The 19,049-nt window shown below is 43.7% G+C and carries 17 protein-coding genes and 1 pseudogene; 6 read left to right on the forward strand and 12 right to left on the reverse strand.

Going from position 1 to position 19,049, the window contains the following annotated elements:
- Positions 1–495: 495 nt before the first annotated feature.
- From GVO60_RS19110 to dusA, 7 genes are all read right to left on the reverse strand, one after another.
- Positions 496–1,272, reverse strand: a complete 777-nt coding sequence (locus GVO60_RS19110) for a phosphoadenylyl-sulfate reductase (RefSeq protein WP_159656946.1) — start codon at positions 1,270–1,272, stop codon at positions 496–498.
- Entirely contained in the window at positions 1,265–3,001 is a 1,737-nt protein-coding gene (gene cysI / locus GVO60_RS19115; RefSeq protein ID WP_159656948.1) for an assimilatory sulfite reductase (NADPH) hemoprotein subunit, read from the reverse strand. The genes GVO60_RS19110 and cysI overlap by 8 nt, the downstream gene beginning before the upstream one ends.
- Positions 3,001–4,899: an assimilatory sulfite reductase (NADPH) flavoprotein subunit gene (locus GVO60_RS19120; protein WP_174855901.1), complete on the reverse strand. Its 1,899-nt coding sequence runs from the start codon at positions 4,897–4,899 to the stop codon at positions 3,001–3,003. The genes cysI and GVO60_RS19120 overlap by 1 nt, the downstream gene beginning before the upstream one ends.
- A gap of 106 nt (positions 4,900–5,005) precedes the next feature.
- Positions 5,006–5,236 (reverse strand): hypothetical protein, encoded by a 231-nt coding sequence (locus tag GVO60_RS19125; protein ID WP_159656952.1) that lies wholly within the window; start codon positions 5,234–5,236, stop codon positions 5,006–5,008.
- A 150-nt stretch (positions 5,237–5,386) separates the two neighbouring features.
- Positions 5,387–6,052 carry a TIGR04219 family outer membrane beta-barrel protein gene (locus GVO60_RS19130; RefSeq protein ID WP_159656954.1) on the reverse strand — a complete coding sequence of 222 codons (666 nt, stop codon included), beginning with the start codon at positions 6,050–6,052 and terminating at the stop codon, positions 5,387–5,389.
- Positions 6,053–6,178: 126 nt separating this feature from the next.
- Positions 6,179–6,388 carry an envelope stress response protein PspG gene (gene pspG, locus GVO60_RS19135; RefSeq protein WP_159656956.1) on the reverse strand — a complete coding sequence of 70 codons (210 nt, stop codon included), beginning with the start codon at positions 6,386–6,388 and terminating at the stop codon, positions 6,179–6,181.
- A gap of 158 nt (positions 6,389–6,546) precedes the next feature.
- Positions 6,547–7,548, reverse strand: coding sequence for a tRNA dihydrouridine(20/20a) synthase DusA (gene dusA, locus GVO60_RS19140; RefSeq protein WP_159656958.1), 1,002 nt, complete (start codon positions 7,546–7,548; stop codon positions 6,547–6,549).
- A 537-nt stretch (positions 7,549–8,085) separates the two neighbouring features.
- Here dusA and zur point away from each other — a divergent pair.
- Positions 8,086–8,535 (forward strand): zinc uptake transcriptional repressor Zur, encoded by a 450-nt coding sequence (gene zur, locus GVO60_RS19145; RefSeq protein ID WP_159657115.1) that lies wholly within the window; start codon positions 8,086–8,088, stop codon positions 8,533–8,535.
- Between the two features lie 26 nt (positions 8,536–8,561).
- Positions 8,562–9,023 carry a chemotaxis protein CheX gene (locus GVO60_RS19150; protein WP_006878545.1) on the forward strand — a complete coding sequence of 154 codons (462 nt, stop codon included), beginning with the start codon at positions 8,562–8,564 and terminating at the stop codon, positions 9,021–9,023.
- Between the two features lie 56 nt (positions 9,024–9,079).
- On the opposite strand, the gene cysC is transcribed toward GVO60_RS19150, so the two are convergent.
- The 5 genes and pseudogenes from cysC to cobA form a co-directional block, all read right to left on the reverse strand.
- Positions 9,080–9,697 (reverse strand): adenylyl-sulfate kinase, encoded by a 618-nt coding sequence (cysC, locus tag GVO60_RS19155; protein ID WP_159656960.1) that lies wholly within the window; start codon positions 9,695–9,697, stop codon positions 9,080–9,082.
- 12 nt (positions 9,698–9,709) lie between these two features.
- Positions 9,710–11,434, reverse strand: a complete 1,725-nt coding sequence (locus GVO60_RS19160) for an SLC13 family permease (protein ID WP_159656962.1) — start codon at positions 11,432–11,434, stop codon at positions 9,710–9,712.
- Between the two features lie 24 nt (positions 11,435–11,458).
- Positions 11,459–12,886 (reverse strand): sulfate adenylyltransferase subunit CysN, encoded by a 1,428-nt coding sequence (cysN, locus tag GVO60_RS19165; protein ID WP_159656964.1) that lies wholly within the window; start codon positions 12,884–12,886, stop codon positions 11,459–11,461.
- Between the two features lie 22 nt (positions 12,887–12,908).
- Positions 12,909–13,823: pseudogene (gene cysD, locus GVO60_RS19170) on the reverse strand (sulfate adenylyltransferase subunit CysD); the annotation flags it as partial.
- A gap of 47 nt (positions 13,824–13,870) precedes the next feature.
- On the reverse strand, positions 13,871–14,734 hold the full coding sequence (cobA, locus tag GVO60_RS19175; protein ID WP_159656968.1) for a uroporphyrinogen-III C-methyltransferase: 864 nt from the start codon (positions 14,732–14,734) through the stop codon (positions 13,871–13,873).
- Positions 14,735–14,993: 259 nt separating this feature from the next.
- On the opposite strand from cobA, the gene cpdB reads away from it, so the two are divergent.
- The 4 genes from cpdB (at position 14,994) to GVO60_RS19195 (ending at position 19,031) form a co-directional block, all read left to right on the forward strand.
- Positions 14,994–16,955: a 2',3'-cyclic-nucleotide 2'-phosphodiesterase gene (cpdB, locus tag GVO60_RS19180; protein WP_159656970.1), complete on the forward strand. Its 1,962-nt coding sequence runs from the start codon at positions 14,994–14,996 to the stop codon at positions 16,953–16,955.
- Between the two features lie 113 nt (positions 16,956–17,068).
- Positions 17,069–17,632 (forward strand): Crp/Fnr family transcriptional regulator, encoded by a 564-nt coding sequence (locus GVO60_RS19185; protein WP_159656972.1) that lies wholly within the window; start codon positions 17,069–17,071, stop codon positions 17,630–17,632.
- A 71-nt stretch (positions 17,633–17,703) separates the two neighbouring features.
- On the forward strand, positions 17,704–18,156 hold the full coding sequence (locus GVO60_RS19190) for a GNAT family N-acetyltransferase (protein WP_159656974.1): 453 nt from the start codon (positions 17,704–17,706) through the stop codon (positions 18,154–18,156).
- Between the two features lie 8 nt (positions 18,157–18,164).
- Positions 18,165–19,031: a DMT family transporter gene (locus GVO60_RS19195; protein WP_159657116.1), complete on the forward strand. Its 867-nt coding sequence runs from the start codon at positions 18,165–18,167 to the stop codon at positions 19,029–19,031.
- The last annotated feature ends 18 nt before the right edge of the window (positions 19,032–19,049 follow it).

Here is a 19,049-nt window from a genome sequence, read left to right on the forward strand (position 1 = left end):
AAGAAAGTAATTATTTGTATTGGTCACTTCGTTTCATTGAAACCTAATTTGAAGCCTAAGCTTCTAATTGGATTATCATCAACGAGTGCCCACACAGATTGATAGGTTTATATTGTTAAAGAGCTAACTTCCTGTGACTCACATCACTTCGGAAGAGGCGGCCATTCTAACGAGTTAATTTAATCTAGCAAGTACTTTTTTAAATTATTTCGTTTTTCTTTTTGACCCTGTCGATTTCGCTTGGAACCCTTATGAGCCCTTGCCCTGTCGACGAGGTGGCATTATAGAGATCGCGCTCACATTGGCAAGCGTTATTTTGCAAAACTTGCAAAAATAACGCTTAAGCGCGTGATTTTTGCGCTAAGGCCGATTTATTAAACTTTACCCCAACCTAACCAACATCATACCCACAAAGTTATCCACATTTGGGGCAAATACAAATAAAAAGAGCCGCTAAAGCGGCTCTTCATTTATTCAAATAATCTCGATTTCAGGCTAAATACCAGAACCATCCTGTTCATTATCTTCTTCATGAAGACCACATTCTCTTTTTAAGCCAAAGAAACGGGTTTCTTCTTCACTCATGCCTGGTTCCCATTTTTTCGTAGTATGAGTATCACCTACAGACAAATAACCTTCATCCCACAAAGGGTGATAACTCAAGCCATGCTGATCTAAATAGTAATGCACATCTTTATTAGTCCAGTCGATCACAGGTAAGAACTTAAACACACCATTTTGGATAGATAAGATAGGTAAGCCAGCTCGCGATTTAGATTGCTCACGACGTAGCCCTGAGAACCAAGTACCCACTTCAAGTTCATCTAGTGCTCGGCGCATTGGTTCGACTTTATTCAGCTTATTATATTTCGCGATACCCTCTACACCTTGTTCCCATAATTTACCGTAACGAGCTTCTTGCCATTGAGCACTCTCTACTGCGCGATAAACTTTAAGGTTCAGTGTTAACTGATCACTTAACTGATCAATAAACTGATATGTTTCAGGGAACAGATGGCCAGTATCGGTCAAAATCACTGGAATATCTGGGCGCTGTTGTGTCACAAGATGAAGCATGACTGCAGCTTGAATACCGAAGCTGGATGAAACCGCAAATTCACCTTGTAAGTTTTCCAGAGCCCAAGCGACCCTTTGTTGTGCCGTTAGCTGCTCTAGTTCAACATTGATTTCAGCAAGACGGATTATTTGCTCCGTCTTGGTCAATGTGAGGAGCTCTGCTAACTTCGGCTTTGAAGCAACAGAATCAAGCATGCAAATCCCTCTTAGACACTTTGACTTCTTGGATGATTCCAGCTCGGATAGTGAAATCACCAAACCCTTCACCTTCTTCACGCTCTTTAGCCCAACGACCAACAAGCTGATCGATCTCTTCTAGGATCTGCTTATCTGTGATGTTCTCTTTATACATCTTTGGAATACGCGTCCCTGCTCGATTGCCACCTAGATGTAGGTTGTAACGTCCAGGCGCTTTGCCCACTAAACCGATTTCTGCCAACATTGCTCGACCACAACCATTTGGACAGCCTGTTACGCGAAGAATAATGTTCTCTTCTTTAGGTAACTCATGTTTAGCCAATATACCTTCGACATCGGTAACAAATTCCGGTAAGAATCGTTCAGCTTCTGCCATTGCTAGCGGACAAGTTGGAAACGCCACACATGCCATTGAGCTCTTACGCTGCTCACTAACAGAGTCGTCCATCAAACCATGTTCACGAGCAATCTTTTCAATTTTGGCTTTTTGACTCTTCGCCACACCAGCGACGATTAAATTCTGATTAGCTGTCATGCGGAAGTCGCCTTTATGAATTTTAGCGATTTCAGCCACACCAGTTTTCAGCGGTTTGCCAGGGTAGTCGAGTAAGCGACCGTTTTCGATAAACAGAGCCAAGTGATGTTTGCCATCAATTCCCTCAGCCCAACCAATGCGGTCACCACGTTCAGTAAACTCGTAAGGGCGACTCTCTGAGAACTGCACGCCCGCACGTTTTTCAACTTCCGCTTTAAATACATCAATACCAACACGATCCAATGTGTATTTAGTTTTAGCATTCTTACGGTTAGAGCGGTTCCCCCAATCACGTTGAGTTGTAACCACTGCCGCCGCGACTTCTAAAGTTTTATCCAATGGGACAAAACCGAAATCATCAGCGCGACGAGCGTAAGTCGATGTGTCACCGTGCGTCATTGCAAGGCCACCACCCACTAATACATTGAAGCCCACCAGCTTGCCATTTTCACCAATCGCAACGAAGTTCAAATCATTAGCATGCACATCGACATCGTTCTGAGGTGGAATCACGACCGTCGTTTTGAACTTACGAGGTAGATAAGTTTTACCTAGGATTGGTTCATCGTCGTCTGTAGTTTCCACTTTTTCGCCGTCTAACCAAATTTCCGCATAAGCTTTGGTTTTCGGAAGCAAGTGCTCACTGATCTTTTTCGCCCATTCGTATGCTTCTTGATGGAGCTCAGATTCAATTGGGTTCGTTGTACAAAGAACATTACGGTTCACATCACCTGCAGTGGCGATTGAATCAATACCGATACTGTTTAGTGTTTGGTGCATCAATTTAATGTTCGGCTTTAGCACACCGTGGAACTGAAACGTCTGACGCGTAGTTAGACGGATACTGCCATATAGCGAATGGTCAGTTGCAAATTGATCAATTGCCAACCACTGTTTAGGCGTAATAATCCCGCCAGGCATACGAGCACGAAGCATAACGTTATGCAGCGGCTCTAGCTTCTGCTTCGCACGCTCATTACGAATATCGCGATCATCTTGCTGATACATACCGTGGAAACGAATCAACTGGAAGTTATCTGCAGTAAATCCGCCCGTGATTCGGTCTTGGAGATCTTGCTCTATCGTGCCACGTAAAAAGTTGCTTTGTGTTTTTAGACGCTCGTTATCAGAAAGCTTTCCTAATTCTTGGTCTAACACCACCTGCTTATTATTGTCAGTAGAAAAAGTCATTAGTACACATCCCTTTGGTAACGTTTCGCCTTACGTAAGTCATTAATAAATTCTTCAGCATCATCACGAGACATCTTGCCCTGCTGCTCTGCAACAATCACAAGTGCTTCATGAACATCTTTTGCCATGCGAGTCGCATCACCACATACATAGATGTAGGCACCTTCTTGGATCCATTGCCAAACTTGTTCTGCGTTTTCCAATACTCGATGTTGAACATAGACTTTTTCTGCTTGGTCTCGACTAAACGCGACATCTAAGCGGTTTAACAGACCTGACTTAAGATACTTTTGCCATTCCACTTGATAGAGGAAATCTTGAGTAAAGGTGCGGTCACCGAAAAATAACCAGTTCTTACCTTCTGCATCACGATTGTCACGCTCTTGAATAAAACTGCGGAAAGGTGCAATACCAGTACCAGGGCCAATCATGATTACTGGCGTATTATCATCTTGTGGCAGCTTGAAGTTATTATTGTTCTCAACGAATACTTTAACTTCTCCACCTTCTTCGAGTCTTTGGGATAGGAAGCTCGATGCGCCACCGAAACGTTTTTCATCACCTTTGTCATATTCGACAAGACCAACCGTTAGGTGTACCTCTTCATCTACCTCTGTTTGGCTCGAAGCAATAGAGTAAAGACGTGGAGTTAAACGACGTAACAATCCAACTAGCTCATCAGCCGATAGCTTGGTCTTTTTCTCTGCGAGAACATCGACAACTTGAGTATTGCCTGCATATTCACGAAGCTTATCTTTATCTTCCACCAGCTTTTGTAATTTCTTACTGCCAGAAAGCTCAGCAAATTTGGTAACGAGTTGAGGATTGGCTGCTGTGATTTCAAACTTGCTCACGAGTGCACTGTGAATAGAGAGACTTTCTCCATCGACTTCAACACTCTCGACACCTGATAAGCCTGCTTTAGACAAAATAGCATTCGCAAGCTCTGAGCTGTTTTCAAACCAAACACCCAATGCATCACCTGGCTGATATGTAAAGCCCGACTCTTCTAGATCAATTTCAACATGGCGAACATCTTTGCCAGAATCACGCCCCGTGATTTTTTGGCTTGTGAGCAAAGTCGCCGTATATGGATTTTGCTTTGTGTATTGAGAGTGGCCCGGCGCGGCTTGACCGACAGGTAGTTGAACAACTTCAGCCTCTTGGCCTGAAGAAAGGTCCTCTTTTACTGTTTCTAACGCTTTAGCGCGCCACGTGGTGGCTTCTGCTTCATAATCGACATCACAATCAATACGGTCAATAAAGGCAGTTGCTCCTTGCTTTGCAAGATAAGAGTCGAAATCTTTACCCGTTTGGCAGAAGAACTCATAGCTTGAATCTCCTAAACCAATCACCCCGTATTTAAGATTTGGTAGTTTAGGCGCTTTCTTCGATTGCAAAAATTCATGTAATTCGATCGCATTGTCTGGCGCTTCACCTTCACCATTCGTTGATGCAACGATAATAACGTGCGTCTCTTTTGCGAGGTTTTTACCTTTATAATCACTTGCATCAAACAGCGCGACTTCAATACCTTGTGCTTTTGCTTCTTGCTCTAGTGCTTCCGCGACGCCTTTCGCATTACCCGTCTGCGAAGCATAGATAATAGAAAGCTTACCTGCTGGCTTGGCTGCTACAGCCGCAGCTGCTTGTGAAATTGGAGCGGCAGCACCTGATGTCTGCGGCTGAGTTTGTGAGAGCCCCCAAAAATAGCCACTCACCCAAGCAAGTTGCTGTGAAGATAAACCTGAGACAGTTTGTTGGAGAGAACCTAGCTGCTGATCATTCAACGGAGCAGCGATTGACGGTAACTCTTGCGGAGTATTTCCTTCAGAAGGTCCATTATTCAGTGAAGACTCTTTCTTATTTAAAGACATGGTCACGACATCCCTATTCATTGCGTGATGATAGATTAACCACTCTCTTTAATAACAAGAAAGAATAGAAGTGAATGTTTTATAACTTTTGGACTTAAAGAAAGTGAAATGAAACGGATTGGAAGGGCTATTTGGCTTCTATTCGGACCTGTTTAAAACCGACTGCCATGGCCGATTTAGAGGCTAGATCGAGATCAATATAGTGACACTCTTCACCATGAGAGTCCGTGAGTAGTACGAATCCTCCTCGAGCGTGGCGAAATTCGACGATCCAACTGCCTTCTTGTGCAGAAGGTTCGATAATCGCTTCGACTAGTTTGTTTTCTCGATAAAGGTTTCTTAACTCAGTAATCGTCATGAGATTCCTTTCTCCGCCGGATGCAACACTCCTTATATAAGGATGGTCGAAACGCAGAAAAGTGCTAAACAAAAAAACGAAGATATAATTAAAAGGTATAAAAAAACGCCGCTATATAAATAGCGGCGTTCTTTTTAAGTTCAAATAGAATTAGAAAGCGAACTCGGCACCAATGAACCAACCATTAGCAAATACGAATGGTTTACCTAAATCTGAACCGCCAGCAACGCGGAAGTCTTCAGATTCTAGGTCGATCACTCGGTAACCGCCTTTTAGCGCTAGTTGATTACCATTCAGATCAAAACGGTATTGTGCGCCAGCCATAAGATCGGTGCTCTTAATACCATTGTTATCGCCAAAGTTCATCTCGCCGATAATATCAATCGGCATATTAGGTACTGTCAGCTCAGCGTAACCGTACCACGCCCAGATCATACCATCGTATTTTGCGTTCTTTGTTGCGTCGTCAGCATTCACATACTTAGTGTTAGATAAATCACTGAACGTCACACCCGCATCGAAGTGCATCAAATCATGCTCTAAGATTCGGTAGTAAAGCGACAAATCCAGTTTATCAAACGCCATGTAATCAGCATCAACTGAAGAGTAACGAATGCGAGCATCTGGTAAGTATTTTACGTTGTGCTCAATAGCAGCGTAAAAGCTTGGTGTAGTATCACTATCGCGATTAACTTCATTTACCTTTGTACTAGGGAACCACATCTCAGCCCCGAGTTTAGTCGTCAATGATGACTCAGCAAAAGCTGGAACTGACATAACGGCAGTAGCCAATACAGCGGCGGTTTTTAAACCCATGAACTTGTTTCTCCCAGTAGTGATGCCAACCTCTACTGTCTGCGTTTTGCGTAGAGGTGTATACGATATGCGCGAATTCTATCATATACACACCCTATGCCAGCAAATATTTCTACCTCGGTCACATTAACGTGTCTGCGCGACATGCGACTTAAAGAACCAAATACCGATAGCAATAACAATTAGCCATGGGAGTAGCTTAAGCACAGCGCCTAGCATGCCAAGCAATACCATCACCACGATAGAAAAAGCTACGGCTGCAAACACCGTAAGCATAGTGACACCAGTAACCAATAGAGTGGCAGTGAAGACCAAGACAAATATTAATTCAAACATACGCTTCTCCTTTATTTACTTTAGTACTTTCAGGAAGCGTGCCAACACCAACAAAAGAATTAATTCATTGATTTTAAATATAAAAACAAAAAGAGCGCTTCTAATGAGCGCCCTTTCCAATCTGACATGAGTATTTTTTACCACCTACTTGGTGATTTTTACACATCCAACTCTTTAGGAATCTTAGCCAAAGCAGCTTCTACCACTTCAATACCTGAACCTGGTTTATGTGCGTTCTCACTAATGTAGCGGCGCCACTGGCGAGCACCTGGCATATTTTGGAATAAGCCCAACATATGGCGTGTAATATGCCCAAGATATGCGCCGTTTGATAACTGTTGCTCAATGTATGGGTACATCTCTTCAACGATCTGAGTACGCTTTTTAATTGGTTTATCTAAACCAAAAATCTGTTGATCCACTTCAGCCAAGATATAAGGATTCTGATACGCTTCGCGACCGACCATTACGCCGTCTAAATGCTCTAAATGCGCTTTGGTCTCTTCTAGAGTTTTAACACCACCATTAACCGCAATCGTCAGGTGAGAGAAATCTTTCTTCAACTGATAAGCACGCGGGTAATCAAGTGGTGGAATTTCGCGGTTCTCTTTCGGGCTTAAACCAGAAAGCCAAGCTTTACGAGCATGAATCGTGAACTGATCACAACCGCCTTTCTCCGAGACGACAGAAACAAAGTCCGTTAAGAACTCATACGAATCTTGATCATCAATACCGATACGCGTTTTTACGGTGACCGGAACATCAACAACGTCACGCATTGCTGCGACACAATCAGCCACCAGCTGAGGTTCACCCATTAAGCATGCACCAAAACGACCATTTTGAACGCGATCAGATGGGCAACCAACGTTAAGGTTAATTTCATCGTAACCTCGCTCAACCGCAAGCTTGGCACAAGTCGCCAAATCTTGTGGGTTTGAACCACCTAACTGCAACGCTACCGGATGCTCTTCTTGGTTATACGCTAAGAAATCCCCTTTACCATGAATGATCGCACCAGTTGTAACCATTTCTGTATACAACAGAGTTTCACTTGTCATAAGACGGTGGAAGTAGCGGCAATGTCGATCTGTCCAATCGAGCATGGGTGCAATGGAAAAGCGGTTAGCCGCGTATTTACTAGTATTGTCAGGTTTCATAAGGTGAGTCTCGCTGTACAGTGAGCATCGTGGTCAAAAAAGGATCCCGCGATTATACACAGTCAATCGAAAACATTCAGGAAAAATGAAACCGATAAAAGCAACGCTCAAACACCATAGAAATCAACCGTTCGAAGCCCATCAAGCAATGGAATCCAAGTACATATTAGCTTTATACCACCAGCAACCCAAAATCTTATTCAACGCGAACAAGTCACTTAAATGTTTGATTTTTAATAAACTAAAAAAGTACACATTACTCATTGAACTGGACCAATAGTATTTAGCCTATGGGTGGTCAAAAGCTCAGTGATGTATGATTCAGCCAAAAAGAATTAACTTAGAACAAAGAAAACCCTCACCAAACGTCTTATGTTGTTCCGTTTTTCCCGCAGTTAGAGTAAGTTAAGCAACAATACGCCAATGGTAAATGTTGTCGCTGATTGAGAGTAACTTACTGACCAAGCAATCATAAATTACCAACTGATCAACGATAAACTCCAATAAATGGTATATTATTAAAAATGTCCATGAGTGATGGTGAAAAGTTTGGACCAACAGTTAGTCAAACAAATTGAAGATATATGTGCTGCTCGCGGCGTTAGATTAACAACACAAAGAAAACGTGTGTTTGAATTAATCTGCGCTAGCCCGAAGGCATCGAGCGCCTATGAGCTGTTAGAAGAGCTGAAGCAAACTGAGCCGCAGGCCAAGCCTCCTACAGTGTATCGAGCTTTGGATTTTCTGCTTGAGCAGGGATTCATTCATCGAGTGGAGTCTACTAATAGCTACATTCAATGCGGTTCATGCAATGCCCATAAACATTATTCACATATGCTGATCTGTGATAAATGCAGTAATGTTATTGAACTGGTCGATGATAGTTTGGTAGCCTTGTTAGTTAACAATGCAGAAGAGCGTGGGTTTACTATCACAAATCATGTGATTGAATCCCATGGAGTTTGTAAAAGCTGCTCTTCTGATTAAGCGAATTGAAGATATAGAAGAAAGTTATGCGCGCTGAATTTGTAAACCCGTTTTTAGCTTCACTGATGAACGTACTAAAAACGATGGCTTCACTGGAGCTGAAGCCACAGAAACCTCGTGTGAAAAAAGATGAGATTGCACGTGGGGATGTATCAGGTTTAATAGGGATGGTCGGCCCGCAAAGCCGCGGTTCTATGTCTATTACATTTGATGAAAATCTAGCATTGGAAATCATGCAGAACATGCTAGGTGAACGACCAAATGGCTTAAATGATGAAGTAACCGATATGGTTGGTGAAATCACCAACATGGTGACAGGTGGCGCAAAGAGAATCCTAGCAGAAAGCGGCTTCGATTTTGATATGGCAACACCAGTTGTCGTGTCAGGCAAAGGCCACACGATTCGTCACAAATGTGAAGGCTCTATCATCATCATGCCTTTTACCTCTCAATGGGGTAATGCGTTCATTGAAATCTGTTTCGAATAAGCAGTATCAAAACTCACTCAGAGTAAAAAAGCTTCCCGAAGGAAGCTTTTTTGTTTTTATCCGATAACGCTTCTCTGCTTAAGCGCTTGAATACAATCATCCACCAGCGCGTCTATCGATTTTTCGCCAGCCAATAGGTTAATCTCAGGATCCACTGGCGCTTCATATTCTGAATCAATACCCGTGAAGTTCGGGATCTCTCCTGCTCTTGCTTTCTTATACAAACCTTTAGGATCACGTTCCTCACATACCTCAAGAGGCGCGTTGACAAACACTTCTATAAATTCACCTTCAGGTAAAAGGTCTCGTACCAATTGACGTTCAGCACGATGCGGCGAAATAAACGCAGATAAAACGATAAGACCAGCGTCAGCCATCAATTTAGACAACTCACCAATACGGCGGATATTCTCTCGACGATCTTGCTCAGAGAACCCTAGGTCATTGCATAAACCATGACGAACGTTGTCGCCATCCAGTAAGTAAGTATGGTACCCCTGTTCTGCAAGTCTGTTTTCTAGCGCACCAGCAACCGTTGATTTCCCTGCACCAGAGAGGCCAGTAAACCACAATACAGCCGGCTTCTGTTGCTTTAAGTTCGCGCGAAACTGTTTATCAATCGCATGTTGATGCCAAACGATGTTTTCATCTTTGATTGGAGCATCCGTTGTCATAACACAATCCTTTTAATACGGGAAAAACTGGGGGATCAGCGCTAAAACAAGCACCGAATAAACAATAGATAATGGAATCCCCACTCTTATGTAATCAGTTAGTTTGTAGTTTCCTACGCTATAAACCAGTAAATTAGTTTGATAGCCGTAAGGAGAAATAAAACTCGCACTTGCGCCAAACAAGACGGCCATAATAAAAGGCATCGGATCGACGCCATAGCCTATTGCCATGCTGTAGCCAATCGGGAATGACAGTGCGGCGGCAGCATTATTAGTGACAAGCTCAGTTAGAATTAAAGTCAGCAAATAAGTGGCAACGATGGCACCAAACACGCCCCAACCATTAAACGCTTCAATGAACATCTCACCGAGTGCCATAGAAAGGCCCGATGACAACATCAATTGCGCAATGGACAACGCTGAACCTACGATAACCACAATATCGACTGGGAAACGGCGGCGAAGCTCATTCAATTGAACAATGCCAAAAAAGAGCGCAGCAAGGAGAAAGACTGATAAGCCTTTGATCAGCGGTACCAGTTCAAGCAAAGCTAATGCGATCACGGAAGCAAACCCAAACAAAACCATCGTTGATTTGTTTGCATCTAAACGTGCGCTTGAGTCAAGATCGTTGACCAAAACAAATTCTTTGCGGTGCGCGCGTCGCTCTTGGTCAAAACGTTTACCAGGAACAAGAACTAACGTGTCCCCGGCATTTAAGGTGATATTGCCTAATCCACCTTCTAATCTTTCATGCCCACGGCGAATGGCCACAACGACTGCATCAAACCGATCTCTGAAATGGCTTGATTTAAGGGTTTTATTACAGAAACTTGCCGAAGAGCTCACAACCACTTCAACAAAGCTTTGTCCGTTGAGGTGATGTTGGCCAAATAGAGTGAGCCCTTGGATCTCTTGCAATGTCGCCACGCTTTCAATGTCGCCACAAAAAAGTAAGCGGTCTTTTGCCTCTAAGACAAAATCAGGTTCGACTGATGGCATCGTCTGACCATTGCGAACCACTTCAGCTAAAAAGAGTTTACGTAGCGCACGTAGATTGTTTTCACTGATACTACGCCCAACCAACGGGGATCCAGGCTCGACTCGAGCTTCAAGGAAATAAGGCAAATCATCTTGGCTTTGATCGTCGTAGTTTGGTAACAAATAGCTCAGAGGGATCAAGATCAACAAGCCACCAAACAACACAGACAAACCGATCAAAGTGGGTGTAAAAAAGCCTAAACTCGGTAGCCCTGCATCTTCAACAAAACTGTTAATGATCAAATTAGTCGACGTGCCGATCAACGTCAGTGTTCCACCTAAGATCGCTGCATAAGAAAGAGGGATCAGTAATTTGGAAGGGGCGTGTTGTTGATTGCGTTTAATAGCGCCAATCAGGGACACAACCACCGCCGTATTATTGGTAAAAGAAGAGAGCAGCGCAGTCGATATACCAAGCTTTGCGACTACGGTACCTAACTTACCAGTGGAAAGGGAACGGCTAACCCAGCTGATCAGCAAAGTTTTCTCAAGTGCTGCCGATGCTAAGATCAGCAGCACAAGAGTTAATAAGGAAGAGTTAGTAAAGTTTGTCGCCACATCAACAAGTTCTATCATGCTACCAAGAAAAGCGATGAACGCTGCTCCTGCGAAAATGAAACTCGGTTTAATTCGTGTCGTCAGTAGGCAAGCAACGATGCCGAGTAATATTGCCAACACAAATCCTTGCTGCCACATAACGCTTCCTTATTCGATCAGACACTACTTAAGTAGTTGACTGATATCTTTCGCTTCCCAATGCGGGAAGTGTTTACGTACTAGGGCATTGAGCTCAACCTCAAACGCTGAGATATCACCGGCTTTCGTCTCTACTTGAGACAAGCTTTCACGCACTAGGCCAGCACCAACCGTTACGTTAGTCAAGCGGTCAATTACAATGAAGCCACCAGTATCAGCACACGCTTGGTAAGCATCCAATGCCACAGATTCCGTCAGCGTCAGCTCACACAAGCCAATACCATTCAATGGCAACTCGACTGCACTGTGCGTGGACAGGTTGTTGATGTCGTACTGGTGACGAATTGCTTCCACATGACCGACAGTCTTCTTACCTGCGATTTTCACATCGTACTCGCGACCAGGTTGAAGCGGTTGCTCTGTCATCCACACAATATCTGCAAGTAAGTGATTGCTTGACTCGACTTTTGCGTTTTCCAGTACGATTAAGTCACCACGGCTAATATCAATTTCATCTTGTAGAGTTAGCGTAACGGCTAAACCTGCTTGCGCTTGCTCTAGGTCGCCATCAAACGTCACAATACGTGCAACTTTAGAAGTCTTACCCGATGGCAGTGCTTTAACTTCATCACCCACTTTCACTGTGCCTGAGGCAATCGTACCTGCGAAGCCACGAAAATCGAGGTTAGGACGATTTACGTATTGCACAGGGAAACGGAATTCACCCGCCGCTTTGTCTTGATCCACATCGATAGTTTCTAAGATCTCAAGCAGTGGTGCGCCTTTAAACCAGCTCATTTTAGGGCTTGGCTCTACCACGTTATCGCCTTCTAAAGCGGACAGTGGCAAAATCTGAATATCGGTCTCACCTTGTAAGTTTTTAGAAAACTCCAAGTATTCATCGCGAATTTCTTCAAAACGATCTTGTGAGTAATCAACGAGATCCATTTTGTTTACTGCTACGACAAAATGTTTCAAGCCAAGCAGATTAGAGATAAACGAATGACGACGTGTTTGATCCAATACGCCTTTACGTGCATCAATCAAGATTACAGCAACATCACAAGTAGATGCGCCTGTCGCCATGTTTCGCGTGTACTGCTCATGCCCTGGCGTATCCGCAATGATGAACTTACGCTTCTGAGTCGAGAAGTAACGATAAGCCACATCAATCGTGATCCCCTGCTCTCGCTCCGCTTGTAAACCATCAACCAATAGAGCGAGATCTGGACGCTCCCCAGTTGTACCCACACGTTGGCTATCGTTGTGGACTGCTGCTAATTGATCTTCATAAATTTGTTTTGAATCGTGGAGCAAACGACCAATTAAGGTACTTTTGCCATCATCCACTGAACCACAGGTCAAAAATCGGAGTAATGATTTGTATTGATGCTGTGTTAGGTAACCTTCGATACCTAGCTCTTCTAATTGAGCTTCTACTGCGCTATTCATGTTTCTTTCCTTAGATCTTTAATTAGAAGTAGCCTTGGCGTTTTTTCAGTTCCATCGATCCTGACTGATCGTGGTCGATCGCTCGCCCTTGTCGCTCACTTGAAGTCGCCACCAGCATCTCTTCAATAATGCCTGTTAGCGTATTTGCTTCAGACTCAATCGCTCCTGTCAGTGGGTAACATCCAAGCGTACGGAAGCGCACACTCTTCTCTTCGATCTTTTCGCCTGGTTCAAGCTCCATTCGATCATCATCGACCATGATCAACATACCATCACGCTCAACAACTGGGCGCTTATCCGCAAGGTAAAGTGGCACAATCTCGATGTTTTCTAGATAGATGTATTGCCAAATATCCAACTCAGTCCAGTTCGACAATGGGAAAACACGGATACTTTCACCTTTGTTAATTTGGCCGTTATAGGTGCGCCATAGCTCTGGGCGTTGATTCTTTGGATCCCAAGTATGATTCTTATCGCGGAATGAGTAGACACGCTCTTTAGCACGGGATTTCTCTTCATCACGACGCGCTCCACCGAAAGCTGCATCAAACCCATATTTGTTCAACGCCTGTTTCAAGCCTTGAGTTTTCATAATGTCAGTGTGCTTAGAAGAACCATGTACAAATGGGCTACAACCCATCGCTAGACCTTCAGGGTTCTTATGTACCAAAAGCTCAAAGCCATACTTCTCTGCTGTGCGATCACGAAACTCAATCATTTCTTTGAATTTCCAATCGGTATCCACGTGTAAAAGAGGAAATGGAATCTTACCTGGGTAAAAAGCTTTACGTGCAAGATGTAGCATCACCGATGAATCTTTACCGATGGAGTACATCATCACTGGGTTATCAAACTCAGCGGCAACTTCACGGATGATATGAATACTCTCCGCTTCGAGCTGCTTGAGGTGGGTTAAACGTTCTTGGTCCATGTTAGTGCTTCCTTTGCGGCTCTATAGTGAGCATCTGACTAATCAAAAATGTGTTACGCGAATTGGCGCTGCTGTGTTTGAGGCTGCGGATTGAACCACGCCAATTTGTCTGACAGCGACACCACTTCGCCAATGACAATAAGAGACGGCGATTGCGCATCTTTAGCAAGTTCAGCTAGTTGAGCGAGCTGACCTTTAAAAATTCTTTGTGTTGATTGAGTACCGCGTTCAATGATCGCGATCGGAGTGTCTGGGTTTCGGCCATGTTCAACCAATTGGCTTTGGATGTACTCAGACTTCATTAAGCCCATATAGATGACTAAGGTCTGATTGCCTCGAGCGAGTGTCGTCCAGTCCATTTGATCGCTCTCTGCTTTCAAATGACCCGTAATAAACATGGCTGATTGAGCGTAGTCTCGGTGAGTTAGAGGAATTCCTGCGTATGCCGTTGCCCCTGCCGCGGCAGTAATACCCGGAACAACATGAAAAGAGATGCCCGCATCCGACAGGACTTCTAGTTCTTCTCCACCACGACCAAAGATAAACGGATCGCCACCTTTGATACGCACAACGCGGTGACCTTGCTGAGCAAAATCGACCAACAGTTGATTGGTTTTTTCCTGAGGAACACTGTGATGACCCGCGCGCTTGCCTACGCAAACCAAAATAGTGTCACTAGGAATCAGAGCAAGAATGTCGTCAGAAACTAGGTAGTCATATAGAACCACATCCGCTTGCTGCAAAAAACGCAGTGCTTTAAGCGTGAGTAATTCCACATCACCAGGACCTGAGCCAACGAGGGCAACTTCACCTTTGTTTAAAACACTGTGGCCAACAGTGTTGAGATTTATTTGTTTGCTACGCTGTGCGTGCAGATTACTCACTGGGAATTGAGAAATCGTATCCTTGCTCGCCATAGTGTCACCCTTTCCTTGTTGATGATGGCATTATGGCGCTCATTACATATTACCTGAAATTCTAAAATTTCATTTTTTATATCAATAACTGATAAGGACACATTTTTTGTTGGCGACTATTTAATCGATATTGAGATATAGTTGGCAGAACACCATAAAGTAATTGTTTCACATCACACTTTATTATTGGTTGAAATCATTGTTTCATCTAATTTTGTTACATTAAGCAACGTCTAAATAACGCTATCGGAGCTTAAAAATGAAAGTAGCAGTGAAACCTCTGTCTCTTGCCATTCTTGGTGGAATGCTAACCATGGCTGGTCCAGTAATGGCAGATACGATCAAATTACGTATCGTAGAAACCACTGATATTCACACAAACGTCATGGACTATGACTACTACAAAGATAAGCCATCACAGAAAATCGGCTTAACTCGTACTGCTACTTTGGTGAAACAAGCTCGCGCTGAAGTTGAAAACAGTGTCCTAGTTGACAACGGTGACCTGATCCAAGGCAGCCCTATGGGTGACTACATGGCTGCAAAAGGTATCGAAAAAGGCGAAGTTCACCCTGTCTACAAAGCAATGAACCAACTGAACTACGATGTGGGTAACATTGGTAACCACGAATTCAACTACGGTCTAGAGTTCTTAGCTGAAACAATTAACGATGCAGACTTCCCGTACATTAGCGCTAACGTATTCGATAAGAAAACAGGTAAGCACTACTTCAAACCGTACATCATTAAGTCACACACATTTAAGGATGTAGACGGTGTTGAACACGAAATTAAAGTGGGTTACATCGGTTTTGTTCCACCACAAATCATGGTTTGGGATAAAAAGAACCTAGAAGGCAAAGTCTTCGCTAAGGACATTAAAGAATCAGCAGAAGAGCTGGTCCCACAGATGAAAGCTGAAGGCGCTGACGTTATCGTTGCAATTCCTCACTCTGGCGTTTCTTCAGACCCACACAAAGTTGGGGCAGAAAACTCTACTTACTACCTAGCACAAGTAGAAGGTATTGATGCGATCGCCTTTGGTCACTCTCATGCAGTATTCCCAGGCAAAGGTTTTGATAACATCCCGGGGGTTGATAACGAAAAAGGTACGATCCACGGCGTAGCTTCTGTTATGCCAGGCCGTTGGGGTAGCCATGTTGGTGTTATCGATCTAGAACTGAAAGAACAAGATGGCAAATGGACGGTTGTTAAAGGTCAAACTGAAGCTCGCCCAATCTATGACAAGAAAACTAAGACATCTCTAGCAGAAGCTGACGCTGAGATGGTTAAAGTTCTAGAAGCAGACCACAAAGGTACACGTGACTTCGTTAACCAACCAATTGGTAAAGCTAACGACGTTATGTACAGCTTCTTAGCGTTGGTTCAAGATGATCCAACAGTACAGATCGTCAACCTAGCACAGAAAGATTACGTTGAACGCTTTATTCAAGGTGACCCAGATCTAGCAGACATCCCTGTTCTATCTGCTGCTGCTCCATTTAAAGCTGGTGGTCGCAAGAATGACCCAGCAAACTTTACCGAAGTAGAATCAGGCCAGCTAACTTTCCGTAACGCAGCCGATCTTTACCTATACCCGAATACACTTGTTGCAATGAAGGTAAGCGGTAAAGAAGTTAAAGAGTGGCTAGAGTGTACAGCGGGTCAGTTCAAACAGATTGATGTAAACAGCACTGAACCACAAAGCCTAATCGACTGGGATGGTTTCCGTACGTATAACTTTGATGTAATCGATGGTCTTAACTACCAGATCGACGTAACAACAGCAGCGAAATACGATGGCGATTGTAAGCTAATCAATGAAAGCGCTGAGCGTATCGTTAACCTGACCTACCAAGGTAAGCCAATCGATATGAAGCAAGACTTCATCATCGCAACCAACAACTACCGTGCGTACAGCAACAAGTTCCCAGGCACAGGTTCTGAGTTCGTTGCCTTCGATTCTCCAGATGAAAACCGTTCGGTTATTGCGTCTTACATTACTCGTGTAAGCAATGAAAAAGGCGAATTTAAGCCAAGCGCAGACAACAACTGGACATTTGCACCAATTAAATCAGATAAGAAATTAGACATTCGCTTTGAAACCTCTCCAAGCGAGAAAGCCGCTAAGTTCATTGAAGAAAAGGGTCAGTACCCGATGAAGCGTGTTGGTACCGACGATGTCGGCTTTGCCGTTTATCAAATCGATCTACAAAAGTAAGTTAATCTAAACAGCCGACTCAAAGCCGCGATAGATATCGCGGCTTTTTTATTTCTAGCACATAAGCAATATCAGGTAGAATCAAACCACTTTGTACTCACTAGTGATTCTTTATGCTTGATGCTTTTAAACAGCAACTTACTCTCAATGGGTTTAGCGATACCGAATGTGAACAACTGTGTCAATCGGCTCAATTGATCGAACTTCCGACTCGCCATATCTTGCTCCACCAAGGTGAGATCGCTCAAGAGATCCATTTTCTATTAGATGGGATTTGTCATTCGGCTTATCTCACCGATAAAGGCAAAGAGTTCAGTAAAGAATTCTATTGGGAGAATGACTGGATCATTGGTTTTGAAAGTTTGATCAAACAGCAAGCGTCTCCTTATTTATTGGAATCCTTAACACCATGCTCATTGATCGCTTTGCCCATTGAGACACTGAGAGTTTGGCGCGAAGAAAAACACAGTATCTACCTCAAGCTACTTGAAACTCAGTTGATGCATAAAGAAAACAAAGAACGCTTTATGCTGCTTTATTCACCTGAAGAGCGCTATGAACTGTTTTGCCATAACTTTCCGGATTTGCTTAATCGACTCAATGATTATCAAATTGCTGCCTATTTAGGTATAACTCCAATTAGTCTGAGCCGTATAAAAAAGCGGGGGCAAAATTAACAATTGTTAATGCCCAATAAAGAGAGAGTTGGTAACGTCTTGCTATTAACTCATTTGGAACGAACTACATTATGATTTCTTGGCAGCGATTACCTTTTAGCGAACTGACCACCACTCAGCTTTATCAACTAATTAAATTACGCGTTGATGTCTTTGTCGTTGAGCAAACCTGCCCTTACCCTGAATTGGACGATAAAGACCATCAGACCGGAGTCCATCACTTACTGGGCTATATCGATGATGAATTAGTGGCTTGCGCTCGATTATTGCCTACAGGGATCAGCTACCCGTCAGTCAGCATTGGCCGAGTCGCGACATCAATGAATCACCGAGGAAATGGATTAGGTCATACGTTAATTCAACAAGCGCTCTCTGACTGCGAAACTCTCTGGCCAGGGGAAAGTATTGAGATCGGCGCTCAGGAGCATCTCGCTAACTTTTACAAGAAGCACGGTTTTGATCAAACCTCTGAGATGTATTTGGAAGATAATATTCCACACATCGATATGAAGCTCTACAAATAGAGATGGCTATCTCCGCCTATCATCTTGCGATTTTGTTGTTGGTTTTTGGTAACTTTACCGCTTCACTCTCCGATGTTGCAGTAAAACTACTCAATGGTGATGTGCCGACATTTCAATATGTGCTGCTTCGCCAATTACTCTCGCTGGCACTCATCTTCCCGCTCTGGTTTAGGCAAAAGCCAAGTGCACGAAAACTCTATCGTCCAGGCCTTAATTTATTTCGTGCGCACCTTATCTTAATTGGTAGCGGCTGTATGGTAGTAGCAATTACTCACTTACCGTTAGCCACAGCGAATGCCGTTTTTTATGCCGCCCCTCTTTTAATGCTGCCGTTATCTATACTGCTGCTGAAGGAAACGCCATCAGCTACTAAGATTGCCGCAAGTTTGGTTGGATTTCTCGGAGTACTTGTGGTGTTGCGACCATCAGAGTTTCACTGGGCGGCTCTGTTTGCGTTGGGTACAGCCATCACTCTCGCGCTGTTTAATGTCACTGCACGCAAGCTTCCAGCTCAACAAACGGTGATCAGCACCTTATTCTGGACAACTCTGCTTTCATTACCTGTCGCAAGCGTGTTGGCTCTCTCAGTATGGAAACCATTAAACGCTCAAGAGTTACTACTGATACTTGCCAGTGCAAGTTTGATCTTGGCTTACAACGGTGTCGCGGTCGCTGCCTATAAAAAAGCGCCGGCAGGGAATATTGCGGTCGCGGAGAATTCAGGATTACTGTTTGTCACCCTATTCGGCGTTATGTGGTTTAACGAAGTGCCAGACTGGTTAACCATTGTTGGAATTGTCATGATCGTCGTGCCGCTGATTCCTTGGAGAAACCTCAAACCAATCAAGCGACACGCAAGAGTATTAGATGAATAATCAATTCGAGAACGTAAG

The organism is Vibrio atypicus, from assembly GCF_009811315.1.
Lineage (GTDB): Bacteria > Pseudomonadota > Gammaproteobacteria > Enterobacterales > Vibrionaceae > Vibrio > Vibrio atypicus.